Below are 17,961 nucleotides of genomic sequence, written 5' to 3'. Positions count from 1 at the left end.
GCTGCTGGTCGGACGCCTCCGGCGCCGCTCGGCGGTGGCGGGACGGCTGCGCGGCGGCCCGACCGTGGCGGTGCGGTCCCCGTGCGAGGATGGGGCGCGGACCCGCCGTGGTGGTTCCCACGAAGAACCCCGGCCGGGCCGATTTCGCCAAAGCAGTCGAGATTACCCAGGAGCCTGTGATGGACGCCGTCTTCTCCGTACCCGAGCCGCGCAACGAGCCGGTCCGCGACTACGCGCCGGGCAGTCCGGAGCGTGCCAGCCTGCAACGGCGCCTCGCCGAGCTCGCCGAGGAGCGGCTGGAGCTGACGATGACCATCGACGGTCAGCAGCGGATGGGCGCGGGGCCGGCGATCGACGTGGTGCAGCCGCACCGGCACGGGCACGTGCTGGGGGTCACCCATAACGCGACCAACGCCGACGCCGTCGCGGCGGTGACGGCCGCGAAGAAGGCTGCCCCGATGTGGCGCGCTTTGTCCTTCGAAGACCGGGCGGCGATCTTTCTGCGCGCCGCGGAGCTGCTGGCCGGGCCCTGGCGCGACACGCTCAACGCGGCGACCATGCTCGGCCAGTCGAAGACCGCCTACCAGGCCGAGATCGACTCCGCCTGTGAGCTGATCGACTTCCTCCGGTTCAACGTCGGGTACGCCCACAAGCTCCTCGCCGAGCAGCCGCAGTCGTCGCCCGGCGTGTGGAACCGGTTGGACCACCGCCCCCTCGAGGGCTTCGTGTACGCGATCACGCCGTTCAACTTCACCGCGATCGCCGGCAACCTGCCGTCGGCGCCGGCGCTGATGGGCAACACCGTGGTGTGGAAGCCGGCGCCGACCCAGCAGTTCGCCGCCCACTTCACGATGCGGCTGTTCGAGGCGGCCGGGCTGCCGCCCGGTGTGATCAACATGGTCACCGGGCACGGTGTCGAGGTCTCCGAGGTCGTGCTCGCGGACCCGGACTTCGCCGGCGTCCACTTCACCGGCTCGACGAAGGTCTTCCAGATGCTGTGGCGGACCATCGGCGAGAACGTCGCCCGCTACCGCTCGTACCCGCGCCTGGTGGGGGAGACCGGCGGCAAGGACTTCGTGATCGCGCACGCCAGCGCCGACGTCGACGCGCTGCACACCGCGCTCGTCCGCGGCGCCTTCGACTACCAGGGCCAGAAGTGCTCGGCGGCCTCGCGGGCGTACGTCCCGCGGTCGCTGTGGGAGGGGGGCCTGCGCGACCGGCTCGCCGCGACCGCCGACTCGCTCAGCTACGGCGACGTCACCGACTTCCGGAACTTCGGCGGCGCGGTGATCGACGCCCGGGCGTTCGCCCGGCACACGAAGGCGCTGGAGTTGATCTCCGGCGACGACGCCTGCCGGATCCTGGCCGGCGGCACCGCGGACGACTCGGAGGGATACTTCGTGCGCCCCACGGTCTTCGAGTGCACCGACCCGGCCCACGAGTCGTTCACCACGGAGTACTTCGGCCCGATCCTCGGCGTGCACGTCTTCGACGACGACCGGTTCGAGGAGGCGGTCGCCCAGGCCGAGTCGATCGCGCCGTACGCGCTCACCGGCTCGATCTTCGCCACGGACCGCCGGGTGATCGACTGGGCGGGCGAGACACTGCGCTACGCGGCGGGCAACTTCTACATCAACGACAAGCCGACCGGGGCGGTCGTCGGGCAGCAGCCGTTCGGCGGGGCCCGGGCCAGCGGAACCAACGACAAGGCCGGTTCCTGGCACAACCTCGTCCGCTGGATGTCGCCGCGCACGATCAAGGAGACGTTCGTGCCGCCGACCGACCACCGCTACCCGCACATGGGCTGACCGCCCCGCCGCGTCAGGCGGGGGAGACGCGTTCGATGCGGTCCAACGCGAACGCGCGCTCCTCGTCGCGCAGGTGACACCAGCCCACCAGCAGGTGCCGTTCCACCTCGGTGGGCTCGACGACCCGCACCGAGAAGTCGCCACCGGCGTTGCGGTAGTTGATCCGTACCGCTTCACCGGTGGCGACCGCGGTCACCAGCAGCCGCTGCTCGCCGTCGCTGAGCTGCGTCGCGTGCTCCCGCACCGCCGCCTCGACCGCGTCGGTGACCAGCCGCGGGCGCAGGTCGAGCACGGGGGCCAGCTCCTGCTCCGGCACGGGTTCCGGGAGCGGGGCGGCGAGCAGCCGGCGGGCGAGCTCGGCGACGTCCACGCCGGCGGCGGCCGTCCGCTCCCGGCCCGCGGGAGGCCGCCCGCGGCGGCGCAGCGCCGGCGCGCGCCGCTTCGTCGCCCGCTCCACGAGCAGCTCGCCGTCGGAGTCCTCGGCGGCCGGCGCGTAACCGGCGGCCCGGAGCGCGGCGAGCGTGTCGGCCACCGGTTTCGCGCTGGCCAGCACCGTCGGGGCGAGCAGGGCCAGCCCGAGCGGGCGCAGCGCGCGGGACCGCACGATCTCGGCCAGCAGCGCCGGGTCGTCGGCGCGCAGCACGCAGCCCACCGCCCGTACCCGCATCCGGCCGTGCCGCCGCGCGACGTCGGCGAGCAGGTATTCCAGCGCCTGCGGCAGGGACCGGCCGACCGCGGCGTCGCGCAGCGCGTCGAGCAGCTCCGCCGGGTCGTAGCCGGCGTCGAGGGCGGCGCGCAGCGAGCCGGAGGTGATCCGCCAGATCGTCGCGCCGCCGCGCGACTCCCGCTCGGCGGCGGCGTCGAGCAGCTCGGCCACGGCGGCGGCCGGGATGCCCGGCACCACCACGGTCAGGTCGGTCTGGAAGACGGCCTCCCGGACGGCCGGCGGCAGCAGGGCCGCGGCCGCGTCGTCCAGGGCGGCGGGGTCGTCGGTCAGCGCCCGCCCGAGCGGGGTGAGCGCGCCGTGCGCGACGATCCCGAGCAGTCGCGCCTCCTCCCAGAGCCCGGCCAGCAGCTCCGCCAGCCCGCCGGTCGCCCCGATCAGCATCGGCAGCCGCCAGGCCAGCGCCGCGGCCACCTGAACGCCGTCGACCACGCCCTGCCCGTCGGGCAGCTCCGCGGCGACCCGCAGCAGCACCGGCCGCAGGTCGTACGCCGCCAGCCAGGCGCCGTCGCGCAGCAGCGGGGCGGAGGGCGGCCCGCCGTCCGGGCGGTGCTCGGCGAGCGGCGCGCCGGGCAGCTGCTGCCACGCCCGCAGCAGCGCGGGCAGCCGCGCCGCGGGCTCACCGTCGCACCACTCGTCGTACGCGTCGGTCGGCTGCGCCTGCCCACCCGCGATCCCGAGCAGCCCCGCCGTGTACGCGAGCTCCAGCCACAGCCGCGTCTCGGGCTCGGCGCAGTCGGTGGCCCTGCCCAGCCGGCGGAGCTCCCGGCTGCCGACGCCGCCGGCCTTGAGCAGCGTGACCGGGGTGGTGGAGGCGGCGTCGAGCAGCGCCGAGATCCGCTCGACGGCGGCGGTCGCGGCGGCCGCGGCCTCCCGGGCGACGGCGTCGGGGGTCGCGGGCGCCAGCGCCATCACCGGAGGGTCCGGGTCGAACGGGGCGGCCCGGTCCGGGCCGCGCAGCGCTATCGCGACCTCGCGGGGCATCTGCGCGTGGTGCCAGCCGTCCCAGACCAGCAGGCCGTGCCGCACCGCCCAGGCGATCGCCGGGCCGTCCGGGCTGCGTACCTCGAACTGCGGGGGCGCCGGGACCAGCGGGCCGGAGCCGGCGACCGCGCGCAGCAGCTCCCGCGCGTCCGGCGGCGCGGTCGCGACCAGCGCGGCGATCCGGTCGGGGTCGGCGAGCGCGGTCGCGACGACCGCGAGCAGCTCGTGACGGGTACGGGCGCGTGGCAGCCCGAGCGTGCCGGCGAGCTCGCTCAGCTCGCCGGCGGGCACCGTGCTCAGCAGCCGTGCTGCCGGCGGGCCGAGCCCCAGCGGATGCGCGAAGACCGACCACAGTGGGGCCGCCATCCGCAGGGCGGCGCCGTCCGGCCAGACCAGCGCGGACCCGGCGAGCGTGCCGAGCGCCTCGTCGAGCCGCGCGTCGTCGGGGGCGCGGCCGACCGCGGCGGCGAGCCGCTCCCGGTCGACGGTCGGGCCGCCGATGCTCTGGAGCGCCTCGACGAGCTGAACGGCGGGGCGGGGCAGCGACGCGAGCGCGGCGACGGCGGAGTTGCGCTCCTGGAGCCGGGCGGCGAGCGCCGGCAGGTCGGCCGGCGCGGGGTCCCGCAGCGCGTCGGGTCGCCGGGCGAGCAGCCCGGCGAGCGAGTCCGGGTCGAGCGTCGCGAGCCACCGAGCCAGGGGAGACGACACGTCCGCTCAATCTGCCGTACGCGGCAGCCGCAGGTCAAACGCGGTTGGCGGTACCGTGCGGGCGTGACGGAAGAGACCCTTCATGACAACGGTGGCGTCCCGGACCCGCGCTTCGGCGAGCAGGGTGGCGTCCTGACGTACGGCGCCTACCTGCGCCTGACCGATCTGCTGGGCCAGCAGGTCCCCGAGTCCGCGCCGCCGGCCCACGACGAGCTGCTGTTCATCACGATCCACCAGGTCTACGAGCTGTGGTTCAAGCTGCTGCTGTCCGAGTTGACCGACGCGCGGGACCGGATGCTCGCCGGCGACTCGTATCTGCCGCGGGTGCGGCTGGAGCGGTGTCACACGATCGAACGGGTCCTGGTGAACCAGGTCGACGTGATCGACACGATGACCCCGCAGGACTTCCTCGCGTTCCGGACCAAGCTGGCGCCGGCGTCTGGCTTCCAGTCCGCGCAGTTCCGGGAGATCGAGTTCCTCTCCGGCGCGAAGGACCCGGGCTACCTGCAGCGGTTCCGGGGGCTGACCGATGACGACCGCGCCCGGCTCGAGCGGCGGCTGGCCGAGCCGAGCCTCTGGGACGGCTTCCTGGCGGTGCTGGCGAAGGCCGGTTTCGAGGTGGGGACCGCGGAGCAGCGTTTCGCGGCGTACGCGGCGATCGCCCGGGACCGGGAGCGCTTCGGTCAGCTGTGGGACCTGGCGGAGGCGCTGGTCGCGCACGACCAGGCGTTCTGCCTGTGGCGGGCGCGACATGTGCTGATGGCCGAGCGGCAGATCGGCACGAAACCGGGCACCGGTGGCTCGGCCGGCGGCGCGTACCTCCGGTCCCGGATCGAGCTGCGCTTCTACCCCGAACTGTGGGAGCTGCGCAGCCGCCTGTGATGTCCGCGCGGGCACAACCAACTAAGCGTTGATCATGAGGTTCGCGGCACGGGGCCGCGGCGTTCGTGTCGCGAACCTCATGATCACGGAAGTGGGAGCCGGGATCGGGCCTCGGGTGTCACCCGTTCGGGGCATTCGCGACGCTCGTCACATCGCGTCACGAGGCGTGACGGTGTGCTGCCGTGGCGCGGTCGAGCTCCGCGTCGCCGATCGGCGGCGGCAGCCTACGGAGCGTCCGTGTCGGCTACCGACACCGTCCCGTCGTAAATCGGGTGATATGTCCGTGTCTGTCCTGGTAAAGAGCGTTCTCTCGGCCGCTCTGCGCGCTGAATCTGACCACCGCAGAGTGTCTGATCCGTGACGGAAAATGACCGACCGGGCGAGTGGGTTGGTCGACCGACCGGCCCGTCGCGGCCCGAAAGGCCAGCTCATCATATCGACAGTCCTCACCAGACTGTCTGCCACGGACAGTGCACATTGGAACACGCCACGCTGCCGATCATGCGAAATCCTGGACGCGCGGGACGCAAAGTGGCAGCGTGGAGGGCATGGCGGATGCTGGAATCAACCCTACCGCGGCGGCCCTGCTGGGTCTGCTCCACGAAGGACCCATGACCGGCGGCCAGCTGATGGCCGCCGCCGAGCGTCGTCTGGCCCCCTTCTGGTCCATGACGCGCAGTCAGGTCTACCGCGAGTTGCCGGTCCTGGCCGAGCAGGGCTATGTCCGGCTGGGCAAGCCGGGGCCGCGGTCCAGCCAGCCGTACGCGATCACCGCCGCCGGCAAGCGCACGTTCTCCCGCTGGCTGACCGAGTCGCCCGGCCGTGACGCCATCCGCAACCAGGTGGCCCTCCGGGTCGCGTTCGGCGCCCAGCACTCGGCCACCCAGCTGCGCAGCCTCTACGCCGAGGCGAACGAGTACCACGCGGAGGCCCTGGCCGCCGCCCGTGAGCAGGCCCGCGACGCGAAGAAGGCCGGCGACACGTACGCCGCCGCGTCCCTGGAATTCGCCGTCGCCTACCACAAGGCCGCCCTGTCCTGGCTCAAGAACGCTCCGGTCGAGTAGGGCCCCGGCGGCCCGCCCGCCGTCGGCGTGCGTCGCGTTGCCCACGGGAGGGACCTGCCCGTTCCCGGGCGACGTATTCTTGACTGTTGTGACCGCTGCCGACATCGCCGACCAGCTCAAAGATCTTGACGCCACCCTGCGCAACATCGAGGCCGTCCTCGATGTTGACAGGCTGCGCCGCGACAAGGCGGAGCTGGAGGAACTGGCCTCCGCCCCCGATCTGTGGAACGACCAGGCGCGGGCGCAGGAGGTGACCTCCAAGCTCTCGCACGTCAATTCCGAGATCGCCAAGCTCGAGGGCCTGCGCACGCGGCTCGACGACGCCGGCCTGCTGCTGGAGATGGCCGAGGCGGAGGACGACGCGGGCTCGGTCGCCGAGGTCGGTGGCGAGGTGACCGCGCTGCGCAAGGCCATCGAGGAGATGGAGGTGCGCACGCTGCTCTCCGGCGAGTACGACGCCCGGGAGGCGCTGGTCGCGATCCGGGCCGGCGCCGGTGGCGTCGACGCCGCGGACTTCGCGGAGATGCTGCTCCGGATGTACCTGCGCTGGGCGGAGCGGCACGGCTACTCGACCGAGGTCTACGAGACGTCGTACGCCGAGGAGGCCGGGCTGAAGTCGGCGACCTTCGCCGTGAAGGCCCCGTACGCGTTCGGCACCCTCAGCGTCGAGTCCGGCACCCACCGCCTGGTCCGGATCAGCCCCTTCGACAACCAGGGCCGCCGCCAGACCAGCTTCGCCGGCGTCGAGGTGCTGCCGGTGGTGGAGCAGACCGACCACATCGACATTCCCGACAACGAGATCCGGGTGGACGTCTACCGCTCCTCCGGCCCCGGCGGCCAGAGCGTCAACACCACCGACTCCGCGGTGCGGCTCACGCACATCCCCACCGGCATCGTCGTGACCTGCCAGAACGAGAAGTCGCAGCTGCAGAACAAGGCCTCGGCGCTGCGCGTGTTGCAGGCGCGGCTGTTGGAGCGCAAGCGGCAGGAGGAGCAGGCCAAGATGGAGGGCCTCAAGACCGACGCCGCCGGCTCCTGGGGTGACCAGATGCGCTCCTACGTGCTGCACCCGTACCAGATGGTCAAGGACCTGCGCACCGAGCAGGAGACGGGCAACCCGTCGGCGGTCTTCGACGGCGACCTGGACGGCTTCATCGAGGCCGGCATCCGGTGGCGCAAGCAGCGTCAGCTCGCCGGGGATGCCGCCTGACGGCAACGCTTCCGTTACGGACGGTCACGTCGTCCGGCGCGCCGTGACTCGCCCGCGACCCGGACCCGGCGCGCCGCGACCCCGTCGCGACACGCCGGGATCCGAATACGCCGCGTCACGGTGTGATCGCGCGGGGTTGCCGATTGCGGCCCGATGTTCTTCCTTCGAACGGTCGGCCCCGGTCGGCCGAACGGAGGGCGGGGGCCGTCCGGAGCAAAGACCTGAGGGGCGTTTCGGGCATACCTGGCGAACGCCTCCAGGGTGGACTTGGCGTTTCGGTTACACCGCGTAGACTCACCACCCGTGATTCAGCTTGAGCAAGTGACCAAGACGTATCCCAAGGCGTCCCGGCCATCGCTGGACAACGTATCGGTGTCGATCGAGAAGGGCGAGTTCGTCTTCTTCATCGGGCCGTCCGGCTCCGGTAAGTCCACGATCATCAAGCTGCTGCTGCACGAGGTGACGCCGAGTAACGGCAAGGTCATCGTCAACAGCAGGGACGTCACGGCGATGCGGTCGTGGAAGATCCCCCATTTCCGCCGCTCGATCGGCTGCGTGTTCCAGGACTTCCGTCTGCTGCCCAACCGCACCGCGTACGAGAACGTGGCGTTCGCCCTCGAGGTGATCGGCAAGACCAAGGCGGTCGCCCGCCGGGTCGTTCCCGAGGTGCTGGAGCTGGTCGGCCTCGGCGGCAAGGAGCACCGCTACCCGCACGAGCTCTCCGGTGGTGAGCAGCAGCGCGTCGCGGTCGCCCGGGCCTTCGTCAACCGGCCGCTGATCCTGCTGGCCGACGAGCCCACCGGAAACCTCGACCCGGACACCTCGATCGAGATCATGCGGCTGCTGGACCGGATCAACCGGACCGGGACGACGGTCGTGATGGTCACGCACGACTCGAACATCGTGAACCAGATGCGCCGGCGCGTCGTTGAGATTGAGAGTGGTCGCATCGTCCGCGACCAGGCTCGCGGCGTCTACGGCTAGCCCTTCACGGGGCCGGCCGGCCACGACCTGACGAACCCACTCGAAGCGGAGATCCGGAGGCAACCCCCCGATGCGCGCGAAATACGTCCTGTCCGAGGTGATGGTCGGGCTGTGGCGGAACGTCACGATGAGTATCGCCATGATCATCACCATGGCGGTCTCGCTGACCATGCTGGGCGCCAGTGGCCTGATGTACATGCAGGTCAACAAGATGAAGGACTTCTACTACGACAAGATCGAGGTCTCGATCTGGCTGTCGACCGACGCGACGGCGGAGCAGCGCACCAGCCTGGAGTCGTCGCTGAAGGCGGACCCGCTCGTCGCATCGGTGATCTACGAGAACCGCGAGCAGGCGTACAACAAGTTCAAGAGCATGTTCCAGGACGCGCCGGACTTCATCAGCGCGGTGAAGCCGGACCAGCTGCCCGAGTCCTTCCGGGTCAAGCTGAAGGACCCGGAGCAGTACGACGCGATCTTCAACAAGTACAAGAACACCGAGGGGATCGACGAGATCATCGACCAGCGCCGGCTGCTGGAGAAGATCTTCAACATCCTCGGCTCGGTCCAACAGATGGCGCTGGTGGCGGCCTCGGTCATGGCGGTCGCGGCGCTGTTGCTGGTCGGTAACACGATCCAGGTCGCCGCGTACAGCAAGCGCCGCGAGGTCGCGGTCATGAAGCTGGTCGGCGCCTCGAACTGGTTCATCCAGGCGCCGTTCGTGCTGGAGGCCGTCGCGGCCGGCCTGATGGGCGCGATCCTCGGCTTCGGTGCCCTGGTGCTCGCCAAGGTGCTGCTGCTCGACGGCCCGTTGCGGGATCTCACCGAGCTGCTGACGCCGCTCGAGTGGGGCGACGTGCTGATCATGTTCCCGCTGATGGCGGGCGCCGGTGCCCTGGTGAGCGCGCTGACCGCATGGGTCACGCTCCGGTTCTACCTCCGGGTCTAGCCCCTGCCGCGCCCCGTGTCGCCGCCCATCCGCTTCGTCGGATGGGCGGCGATCTGCGTTCTGTGAGGCATATGGCCGCCGAATATCCCGCTCTGCCCGATCTGACCGGAGTAGCCTGACCTCACGTTCACGTTTTACGGGGGGTGTCCGTGGGCTCGCATCGGAGATCGCTGCTGTCGCTGCTCGCCGCTGTCGTGGTGACGCTGCCGCTCGCGTCGGCGGGCGCGGCGCACGCGGATCCGCGGGGCGACAAGCGGCGCATCGACGCCGAGGTGGCCAAGGCGTCGGCGATCCTGGAGGGCGCAACCGGTCGGGCGCAGGCCGCGGCGCGGCGCCTCGTCGCGGCGACGGCGGCACTGCCGGCCGCGCAGAGCCGGGTTGCCGAGGCGCGCGGTCAGGTCGCGGCGGCGCAGGTCGCGGCGAACACCGCGCGGCGGAAGGTCACCGAGGCCGAGGCGGCGCTCGACGACGCCGAGAAGCGGTACACCGAGTCGGAGCAGCAGGTGGAGGGCGCCCGGGACCGGGTCGCCGCCGTGGTCACCAACACCTACAAGGGCGGCAACATCGTCAGCCTGAACCTGATGATGGGCTCGCGCGACCCGATGGACGCCGCGGACCGGTACGGCTACGTCGAGCGCCTCATGGCCTCGGAGCAGGAGGCGCTGGACACCTTCCTGAGCGCCCGGAGCACCGCCAAGCAGGCGCAGGACGAGGCCGGCGCGGCGCAGCGGCGCGCGGTGGAGGCGCGGACCGAGGCCGACCGGGCGCTGGCCGGCGCCAAGCGCGCGCAGGCGGAGGCCGAGGCGGCCGCCGCGGAGGTCGCGGCGCTGGTCGCGCAGCGGGAGAACGCGCTGCAGGTCGCCCGGCAGGAACGCTCGGCCAGCCTCGCGAAGTACCGGCAGGCCAAGAACGAGGCGGCGCGGATCGCGGCGGAGCTGGCCGCCTGGGAACGCCGGCAGCGGCCCTCCAGCGGCGGTGGCACGCTCCGGCCGGGCGCGAAGCTGCTGATGCCGACGAACGGCTGGAAGTCGAGCGACTTCGGCATGCGCTTCGACCCGTACTACAACGTGTGGCAGTTGCACGCCGGCATGGACATCGCCGCCAGCGGCGGTGCGCCGATCTACGCTGCCGCCGACGGCACGGTGATGCGCGCCGGCTGGAACGGCGGGTACGGCAACTACACCTGCATCAGCCACGGCAGGTCGGGCGGCCGGTGGCTGAGCACCTGCTACGCCCACCAGTCGAGCATCAACGTGTCGTCGGGGCAGCGGGTGCGCCGGGGACAGATCATCGGCCGGGTCGGCACGACCGGGGCGTCGACGGGTGACCATCTGCACTTCGAGGTGCGCCTCAACGGTGAGCCGGTGCAGCCCCTCGGCTGGCTGCCGGCCTGTCTCTGCTGACCGCCGATCGCTGTAGCGCCGATCGCGGTAGCGCCGATCGGTGTAGCATTGCGCGGCTGTCCAGAGCGCGGGGGAGGTGTCCGACATGCCACGGGAGAAGGGCCGCAAGGTCGTCGCCTCCAACCGCAAGGCGCGCCACGACTACGCGATCGTCGACACGTACGAGGCGGGCATGGCGCTGACCGGCACCGAGGTCAAGTCGCTGCGCGCCGGCCGCGCCTCCCTGGTCGACGCGTTCGCCCAGGAGAAGCAGGGCGAGATCTACCTCTACGGGATGCACATCCCGGAGTACGCCCAGGGCACCTGGACCAACCACGAGCCGCGGCGTACCCGCAAGCTGCTGCTCAACCGGATCGAGATCGACCGGCTGCTCGGCAAGCTCCGGGAGAGCGGGCTGACCCTGGTGCCGCTGTCGGTCTACTTCTCCGACGGCTGGGCCAAGGTGGAGCTCGGGCTCGCCAAGGGCAAGAAGTCCTACGACAAGCGGCAGGACCTGGCCAAACGCGACGCCGACCGGGAGATCCAGCGGGTCGTCGGCCGGCGCGGCAAGGGCATGGAGTGACGTCGCTGTAAATTCCCGCTACCCTCTCGTCGGCGTGCTCGGCAGGCGGGAGGGATCGCGGGTGGCCAGACACGCGTCGCAGCGGGGTGTCGAGTCGCCGCAGTCGCGATCGAGTCTCGCCCTGGGCGTGGTGATCGCTCTGATCATCGGGGCCGGCGTCTGGGCCGTCTTCCACGGCCGCGGGATCGCGCCGCCGATGCTGATCGTGCAGCCGGCCGCCGCGCTCTCCGCGCCGCCCGAAAACCTCCCGGCGTCCGACCCGGTCACCCCGGGTCCCACGCCGAGCCGCACGGGCTCGCCGTCACCCTCGGCCTCGCCGTCGCGCCCGCCGTCGCCGGCTCCGTCGGCGTCCCGGTCGGGTCCGGTCGCGCGTCCCGGCACACCGTTGCCGGTCCGGCCGGCCACGAGCGCTGCGCCGCCGCCCGCCCCGACCCGCGGCGCGGCGCCGCAGCCCGACTTCCGGGCGCGCTACTCCGTCACCAGCGACTGGTACGGCGGCTTCGTCGCCGCCGTCGACGTCACCAACCGCGGGGCCGCCGGCGGTCGCTTCGAGTTGCGGCTGACCTACCCCCGAGACGTCCGGATCACCGTCCGGCAGTACTGGGGCGACGTCACCGCCAGCGCGTCGGGGCGCACCCTGGTCTTCACGTCGAAGCAGCCGCTGACCGGCGGTGCCGCCCTGCAGCTGGGCTTCCGGGCCGACAGGAGCACCCGGCGGGCGGTCGCCCCGACCAGCTGCACGGTCAACGGCGTCCCCTGCGAACTGTCCTGATGTGCCCGGCGGGTCGGCGCGTGGGACGTTCGGCCCCTAAGGTCGCGTGATGGCGGAAATCCGGATCGCGCTGGACCTCGCCCATCCGCCCGAACTCGCCTGGCGGGCGCTGACCGAACCCGCCCTGCTGGCCTGCTGGTTCACGTCGCTGGAGCTGGAGCCGCGGATCGGGGCCCCGGTGCGGCTGCGGCCGCGCGGTCTGGCCGGATTCGACGCGCCGGTGGAGGGCGAGGTGACCCGGGTCGAGCCGCTGCACGTGCTGGCGATGCGGTGGCGGGGCCCGCAGCTGCACACCCACGTCACGTGGCAACTGACGCCGGCCGGCGCCGGCTGCCGGCTGGTCGTGACGCAGCGCGGATTTCTCGGGGTACGGGGCTCCGAGCGCCGCGCCGCGCTGACGCGGACGTACCGGACGCTGTTCGGTGGGCGGCTGCCCGCCGTACTCGATCGGGTCGTGGCCGGTGCCCCGCCGGAGCCGCCGCCGATCGTGGCGGCCGCGCCCCGCCCACCGGCGGACGCCGCCCGGGCCGGGGCGCGGCGGCGCGGATCGTTCGCGCTCGTGCTGACCGCGGTGCTGGCCGGCGCGACGGGCGCCGCCGTGGCCGGTCTGTTCCCGCCCCGGATCGACCCCGCGACCGTGCGGCCCGGCCCGGCCCCGGCGCCGTCGACGCCGCCGGTGATCGTGCCGTCCCACGTCGCCGCGCCGGCCCCGCAGCGGCCGGTCCCGCCGGCCCCCCGGCCGTCGCCGGCGGTTCGGCGCACGACGGCCGCCCCGCCCGCCCCGACGCCGCCGCCGACCGCCCGACTGCGGGACCCGGCGCCGTCCCTCACCGCCGAGTACCGACCGGTCGCGGCGCAACTGCTCGGCTACAGCGGAGCCGTCACCGTGCGCAACGACGGCACGGCGCCGGCGCGGAGCTGGACGGCGACCATCACGCTGCCGCCGCTGGCCGTGGTCGCCCGCGCCGACCTCGCATTCCGACAGACGGGCACAACCGTGACGTTCACCGGCACCCCGCTCGCCGCGGACGCCTCGACCAGCTTCGGGTTCACGGTCGCGCTGGACCCGACCGCGCTGCTCGGCCCGAAGGCGCCGCTGACGTGCAGCGTCGAGGGCGTCGCGTGCCGCGGAATGTGACGCCCGGCCGGGGCGTTGACGATCCCGGGTACGCCCCGCCCCGGCTCGCCGGCCGGTATCCGGAATGAAGTCGGTTGCGCGAGGCGTTACGCTTGGAGGGCTGCGGCAGTCGCAGCACCATCTCCGCCGGTCGGCGGAGACGTCGAGGGGGTGACTGGTTTCGACTTCGTACGTTGCGGCAGGGGAAGCGAGCCGAGGAAGCCGACGTCGTCTCGTGAATCGGTCGTCGGAAACCAATAAGCGCCAATTCTAAGCGCGCTGACTTCGCTCTCGCCGCCTGAGGCGAGTAGTGAGTCTGTCGGTCTGGGAGGGCCTTCGGCCCAGTAACCGGCATCAGTGAGAAGGCTGGCCAATCGAACCCGGTCGCGGGGTTCGTGCGGTGAGATTAATCGCGACTGGGCCTGTCACACCGTCTCGCTCGCGTGATCGGTGGGGCCGAGTAGAGGCATAGCGAGCTGCGCTCGGAGAAGCCCTGACAATGCGCCGAAGGACCCGGGTTCGATTCCCGGCACCTCCACGGTGGGGTCTTCGCAGAATATGCGGAGACACTTTGCAGAATGGCGAAGCGCCCCGGACCACATGGTCCGGGGCGCTTCGCGTTGTCCGGACGGGCGTCGCACCGACCGCGACCGTCACTCGTGAATCACGTTGCGAAGCGCAGGCGCGTCCGCGTGGTGAGACCACCATCATGCCGGTTGGCTCCGTGGGCGTGCGTGTCCTACCTGCGGTTCAGGTTCGTGTTCGTACGGTCGTACGCGTGAGGAGACTGGGCCTGCTGGGCGGGATGTCGTGGGAGTCGTCCATCGAGTACGAGCGCACCATCAATGAGCTCGTACGCGACAGGCTCGGCGGTGTCGCCTCGGCTGACCTGCTCATCCGGTCGTTCAACTTCGCCGACATCGAGGCGCTGCAGGAGTCGGGACGCTGGGACGAGGCCGGGCGCGTGCTGGCCGAGGCTGCGGCGAACCTGGCCGCCGGTGGAGCTCACGCCATCGTCATCTGCACGAACACGATGCACCGGCTCGCTGACACGGTGCAGGCGGCGGTGCCTATCCCTGTCATCCACATCGCGGACGCGACCGCCGCGGCGGTGAAGGCTGCCGGCGTGGACGTCGTGGCGCTGCTCGGCACCCGGTACACGATGGAGCAGGACTTCTATGTCGGGCGTCTGCGGGAGCGTCACGGGCTGACGGTGCTCGTGCCGGGTGAGCCGGGCCGCACCCGAGTGCACGAGGTGATCTACGGCGAGTTGGTGAGAGGTGTCATCAACCCGGACTCCAAGCAGGCGTACCTGGACGTCATCGGCGACCTCCTCGACGAGGGCGCGCAGGGCGTCATCGCGGGCTGCACGGAGATAGAGCTGCTCATCGGGGAGGACGACCTGCCGGTGCCGATGTTCCCGACGGCGCGCATCCACGCGGAGGCCGCGGTCAAATTCGCCCTTGACGATGCGTAGCCACCAGCCGCTCCGCGCGCAGTCGCCGCGGGTGACGCTGGAGAGTGCAAGTTGCGCTCGGCGTTCGTAGAAAGTCGCTCCTCACCTGCGGGTCCTTGATTCCGCGAACACCCCACGGTGGGGTCTTCGCAGAATATGCGGAGACTCTTCGTACAACGCGGTACGCCCGGACCACTTGGTCCGGGCGTACCGCGTTGTCTGGAGGCCCGGCAGCATCGGTCGGAGCTGGGCCAGGGGATCGTCGTCTGTAGGCGATCCAGAACCGCCACCCGGACGCCGCGCGTCCGAGTGCTCGAGGCCGAAGGGCTCAGGCGTGCTGCTCGTCGAGGTAGGCCAGGGCGACCGTGGCGAACAGCGGCGAGGCGAACATCGTGTAGTGGGTGATGCCGGGCAGGATCGCCAGCGCGTGCCCGCCCTTGGGCCGGCCCTCGCCCATCCAGCCGCCGTCCCGCAGCCCGCCGTCGAGCAGCTTGAAGACCTCGACGAAGTGGCTCGGCGGGGCCATGTCCGCGTCCCCCGCGACGATCATCGTGGGCACCTGGAGGCCGCGCACCTGCTCGGTCAGGTCGAAGTCCTCCGCCATCGCCGCCCCGATCTTGTCCAGCAGCCGGGGGAAGTCCTCCGGGCGCGGCGCCACCCGCTGGTACAGCTCGTACATCGGCGTGTCCTTCATGAACTCGGCGGCGGCGGCGTTCACCTGACCCTGCTGCCCCAGGATCTCCGGGTACGGCGCGTCCGAACGGATGTACGCCGAAGCCGCGACCAGCCTGCCGACCTTGTTCGGGTACCGCGACGCCAGGCGCACCGCCACCCCGCCGCCGAGCGAGTAGCCGGCGACGTCCGGCCGGTCCAGGCCGAGGTGGTCGACGAGCGCGGCGATGTCGTCGGCCATGAACTCCGGGTCGAGTGGCCGGTCGATGTCGGCGGTCCGGCCGTGCCCCTGCAGGTCGGGGAGAATGACCTGGCGCCGCTCGGCCAGCAGCGGCAGGATCGGGCCGAACATCTCGCCCGAGCCGAGCCCGCCGTGCAGCAGGATCAGCGGCCTTCCGGCCCCGTGCGTCTCGTAGTACAGGTTGAGGCCGTTGACCTCTGCGTACCGGCCGGTGCCCGGCGCCGCGCTCGTCCATTCCGTGCTGGTCATGTGGTACTCCTGCCTCCTCGTCGTGGCTGTCATGCCGGCAGACCCCGCATCCGCCCGAAACTCATCGGCGAGCGGAAAAACGTCGTCACGGATGCTTCCCGGTGGTGCCCGGCACTCCAGCCGGCTCGCGCCGGCCCGGCCGCGCATCCGTGCCGGCTCGGGTACGTTGTGCCGATGGGCGATGTTTCGATCGTCGAGGAGCCGGCTGAGCTTCGTCTGGAAGCGTTCCGGGGCGAGCTGACCGGCTACTGCTACCGCATGCTCGGCTCGGCGTTCGAGGCCGAGGACGCCGTGCAGGACACGATGATCCGGGCCTGGCGCGGCCTCGACCGGTTCGAGGGCCGGGCGGCGCTGCGGTCCTGGCTGTACCGGATCGCGACGAACGTGTGCCTCACCATGCTGGGCAGCGCCCAGCGGCGCGCCCGGCCGATGGACCTCGGCCCGGCCGGTACCGCGCAGTCGGCGCCGGGCGAGCCGCTGCCGGAGGACGTATGGGTCGGCCCGGTCCCCGACGCGCGGGTCGCCGCGGCCGACCCCGCCGAGGTGGCGGTCGCACGGGAGTCCATCCGCCTGGCGTTCGTGGCGGCCCTGCAGCACCTGCCGCCCCGGCAACGGGCGGTGCTGATTCTGCGCGAGGTGCTCGCCTGGTCGGCCGCCGAGGTCGCCGAACTGCTCGACACGTCGGTCGCCTCCGTCAACAGCGCCCTCCAGCGGGCCCGCGCCGCGCTGGCCGGCGCTGACCTCGGCGCGGATACCCTCAACCCGCTGGACCGTGACCAGGCCGACCTGCTGGAGCGCTACGTCAGGGCGTTCGAGGACTACGACATAACCGCGCTCACCGGGCTGCTGCACGAGGACGTGACGCTCAACATGCCGCCGCTGCCGCTGTGGCTGCGCGGGCGCGCCGACATCCGCGACTGGATGCTGGGCACCGGCAGCGGGTGCCGGGGTTCGCGCCTCGTGCCGACGGTGGCGAACGGGATGCCGGCGTTCGGCCAGTACCGGACGACCGGCCCCTGGGGGCTCACCGTGCTGGACATCTCAGCCGAGCGGATCCGCACGATCACCACCTTCCTCGACGTCGAGCGGCTGTTCCCGCTCTTCGGCCTGCCAATGAGGTTGGAGGGCTGAACCGAGCGGGGTGACCGCGCCGAGGCCGGTGAGTGCGAGGAGCTGACACAGGTTTGCGTGCGCCGCGTGCACGCGGATGTCGGCGCCGAGTCGCCGCGCGGTCAGCCGCAACCGGGCGAGGACGTCGAGGATGACCGCGCTCGGCTCGACCACCGCGCTCACATCGCACACGACCACGGCACCCTGCGCCGGCAACGGGACGACCAGCTCGGCGAGGCGGGCGCACAGCGCCGGAATGTCGGCGCGCCCGATGGCGGCGCCGATGACCAGAACGGGCGGGGCCGGATCCCCGTGCCACATTTCCGTTCCCACGGCGACTCCCATCCGGTTGTGGCCCTCATAGCTTGGACCGGACGACCGCGCCGGACTCACCGGAACGCGACCGATGAGTCCGGCTCTCGCGCGGCTTCACCATCACGGCCGCCGCACACCCACCTACTGCAAGACCTTCGCCACCAACTCTTCGACCCAGCCGCACCGGCAGCCGCGGGGCCGCCGAGACACGAGGGGTTCAGCGCACACACTCCCGTAGCGTGGGCAGGGTCTCCAGCAGGGTCCGATGGATGTACTCGAGCTCGGGTGCCGTCTGCGACCAATCGGCGTTCTGACCGCCGGTGTCGGTCTCCCACGCGGTTGAGCCGTCGTCCTCCCACTCGGTCGACCCGGCGTGCTGGTAGACCCACCACAGGTTCTTCCACGGGTCGACGAAGCGGGAGAACGTGGTGCCGTAGAACGGTGTGGGCTCGGTGACGACGTCCGCGCCGAGTCGTCGGGCCGTCGCCAGGGTGGCCTGAACGTCGTCGACATAGACCTGCAGCAGGCTGGGTAGAAACGGCCATCCTGGCTTGCGCTCGCCGAACATGAGGGTCGTGTTCCCGATCTGCAGCTCCGCGTGCAGCAGAAGGCCGTCGACGTCCACCGTGCGGGCCTGCGGATTCTCGGTTCCGCCGAACACCTCGGCCAGGAAGGCGATCAACCCGTCCGCGTTTTCGGTGATGATGAACGGGTTGATGGTGGCGAAGCCCTCGGGGGCCGCAGGCATGGTCAT

General features: G+C 71.8%; 16 protein-coding genes and 1 other RNA gene. 13 read left to right on the top strand and 4 right to left on the bottom strand.

All coding sequences use genetic code 11. The annotated features are described in order from the left end of the window. Positions 1 to 179: 179 nt before the first annotated feature. Entirely contained in the window at positions 180 to 1,808 is a 1,629-nt protein-coding gene (gene pruA / locus BLW47_RS10460; RefSeq protein WP_091555752.1) for an L-glutamate gamma-semialdehyde dehydrogenase, read from the top strand. A gap of 13 nt (positions 1,809 to 1,821) precedes the next feature. Here the strand turns inward: pruA and BLW47_RS10455 are convergent, their stop codons facing one another. After that, positions 1,822 to 4,224 carry a helicase C-terminal domain-containing protein gene (locus tag BLW47_RS10455; RefSeq protein WP_139307234.1) on the bottom strand — a complete coding sequence of 801 codons (2,403 nt, stop codon included), beginning with the start codon at positions 4,222 to 4,224 and terminating at the stop codon, positions 1,822 to 1,824. A gap of 63 nt (positions 4,225 to 4,287) precedes the next feature. On the opposite strand from BLW47_RS10455, the gene BLW47_RS10450 reads away from it, so the two are divergent. From BLW47_RS10450 to BLW47_RS10400, 11 genes are all read left to right on the top strand, one after another. Then, positions 4,288 to 5,106: a tryptophan 2,3-dioxygenase gene (locus BLW47_RS10450; protein WP_139307232.1), complete on the top strand. Its 819-nt coding sequence runs from the start codon at positions 4,288 to 4,290 to the stop codon at positions 5,104 to 5,106. A 548-nt stretch (positions 5,107 to 5,654) separates the two neighbouring features. Beyond that, positions 5,655 to 6,170: a PadR family transcriptional regulator gene (locus tag BLW47_RS10445; RefSeq protein ID WP_091555751.1), complete on the top strand. Its 516-nt coding sequence runs from the start codon at positions 5,655 to 5,657 to the stop codon at positions 6,168 to 6,170. A gap of 88 nt (positions 6,171 to 6,258) precedes the next feature. Beyond that, a complete protein-coding gene (prfB, locus tag BLW47_RS10440; protein WP_091555001.1) occupies positions 6,259 to 7,380 on the top strand; it encodes a peptide chain release factor 2 in 1,122 nt (373 codons plus the stop codon). 303 nt (positions 7,381 to 7,683) lie between these two features. Continuing rightward, positions 7,684 to 8,364 carry a cell division ATP-binding protein FtsE gene (ftsE, locus tag BLW47_RS10435; protein ID WP_091554999.1) on the top strand — a complete coding sequence of 227 codons (681 nt, stop codon included), beginning with the start codon at positions 7,684 to 7,686 and terminating at the stop codon, positions 8,362 to 8,364. A gap of 70 nt (positions 8,365 to 8,434) precedes the next feature. Next, positions 8,435 to 9,310, top strand: coding sequence for a permease-like cell division protein FtsX (gene ftsX / locus BLW47_RS10430; protein ID WP_091554996.1), 876 nt, complete (start codon positions 8,435 to 8,437; stop codon positions 9,308 to 9,310). Positions 9,311 to 9,459: 149 nt separating this feature from the next. After that, positions 9,460 to 10,713 carry a M23 family metallopeptidase gene (locus BLW47_RS10425; protein ID WP_091554994.1) on the top strand — a complete coding sequence of 418 codons (1,254 nt, stop codon included), beginning with the start codon at positions 9,460 to 9,462 and terminating at the stop codon, positions 10,711 to 10,713. 85 nt (positions 10,714 to 10,798) lie between these two features. Next, a complete protein-coding gene (gene smpB, locus BLW47_RS10420) occupies positions 10,799 to 11,275 on the top strand; it encodes an SsrA-binding protein SmpB (protein WP_091555749.1) in 477 nt (158 codons plus the stop codon). A gap of 61 nt (positions 11,276 to 11,336) precedes the next feature. Continuing rightward, positions 11,337 to 12,047, top strand: coding sequence for a cellulose binding domain-containing protein (locus BLW47_RS10415; protein ID WP_139307230.1), 711 nt, complete (start codon positions 11,337 to 11,339; stop codon positions 12,045 to 12,047). Positions 12,048 to 12,096: 49 nt separating this feature from the next. Next, positions 12,097 to 13,185, top strand: coding sequence for an SRPBCC domain-containing protein (locus BLW47_RS10410; RefSeq protein ID WP_091554989.1), 1,089 nt, complete (start codon positions 12,097 to 12,099; stop codon positions 13,183 to 13,185). A gap of 146 nt (positions 13,186 to 13,331) precedes the next feature. Beyond that, positions 13,332 to 13,705: a transfer-messenger RNA gene (gene ssrA / locus BLW47_RS10405) on the top strand. 237 nt (positions 13,706 to 13,942) lie between these two features. Beyond that, positions 13,943 to 14,641, top strand: coding sequence for an aspartate/glutamate racemase family protein (locus BLW47_RS10400; RefSeq protein ID WP_091554987.1), 699 nt, complete (start codon positions 13,943 to 13,945; stop codon positions 14,639 to 14,641). Between the two features lie 307 nt (positions 14,642 to 14,948). Here the strand turns inward: BLW47_RS10400 and BLW47_RS10395 are convergent, their stop codons facing one another. Next, a complete protein-coding gene (locus BLW47_RS10395; protein ID WP_091554984.1) occupies positions 14,949 to 15,782 on the bottom strand; it encodes an alpha/beta fold hydrolase in 834 nt (277 codons plus the stop codon). Positions 15,783 to 15,956: 174 nt separating this feature from the next. Here BLW47_RS10395 and BLW47_RS10390 point away from each other — a divergent pair, with 174 nt between their 5' ends. Further along, entirely contained in the window at positions 15,957 to 16,913 is a 957-nt protein-coding gene (locus BLW47_RS10390) for a sigma-70 family RNA polymerase sigma factor (protein WP_091554981.1), read from the top strand. Here the strand turns inward: BLW47_RS10390 and BLW47_RS10385 are convergent. Together BLW47_RS10385 and BLW47_RS10380 are read right to left on the bottom strand one after the other, a co-directional pair. Continuing rightward, on the bottom strand, positions 16,824 to 17,225 hold the full coding sequence (locus BLW47_RS10385; protein ID WP_175543583.1) for an STAS domain-containing protein: 402 nt from the start codon (positions 17,223 to 17,225) through the stop codon (positions 16,824 to 16,826). The genes BLW47_RS10390 and BLW47_RS10385 overlap by 90 nt on opposite strands. Positions 17,226 to 17,424: 199 nt before the next feature. Further along, a complete protein-coding gene (locus BLW47_RS10380; RefSeq protein ID WP_091554978.1) occupies positions 17,425 to 17,961 on the bottom strand; it encodes a VOC family protein in 537 nt (178 codons plus the stop codon).

The sequence above is a fragment of the Micromonospora pattaloongensis genome (assembly GCF_900107255.1).
GTDB classification, from domain to species: domain Bacteria; phylum Actinomycetota; class Actinomycetes; order Mycobacteriales; family Micromonosporaceae; genus Micromonospora_I; species Micromonospora_I pattaloongensis.
This window is presented reverse-complemented; position numbering and strand designations above follow the sequence as displayed.

Bases quoted from the DNA above. Each gene is read 5' to 3' on its own strand.
- smpB (WP_091555749.1), top strand. From the start codon at position 10,799: ATGCCACGGGAGAAGGGCCGCAAGGTCGTCGCCTCCAACCGCAAGGCG.
- pruA (WP_091555752.1), top strand. From the start codon at position 180: ATGGACGCCGTCTTCTCCGTACCCGAGCCGCGCAACGAGCCGGTCCGC.
- ftsX (WP_091554996.1), top strand. From the start codon at position 8,435: ATGCGCGCGAAATACGTCCTGTCCGAGGTGATGGTCGGGCTGTGGCGG.
- BLW47_RS10410 (WP_091554989.1), top strand. From the start codon at position 12,097: ATGGCGGAAATCCGGATCGCGCTGGACCTCGCCCATCCGCCCGAACTC.
- BLW47_RS10390 (WP_091554981.1), top strand. From the start codon at position 15,957: ATGGGCGATGTTTCGATCGTCGAGGAGCCGGCTGAGCTTCGTCTGGAA.
- BLW47_RS10380 (WP_091554978.1), bottom strand. From the start codon at position 17,961: ATGACCATGCCTGCGGCCCCCGAGGGCTTCGCCACCATCAACCCGTTC.
- BLW47_RS10445 (WP_091555751.1), top strand. From the start codon at position 5,655: ATGGCGGATGCTGGAATCAACCCTACCGCGGCGGCCCTGCTGGGTCTG.
- BLW47_RS10395 (WP_091554984.1), bottom strand. From the start codon at position 15,782: ATGACCAGCACGGAATGGACGAGCGCGGCGCCGGGCACCGGCCGGTAC.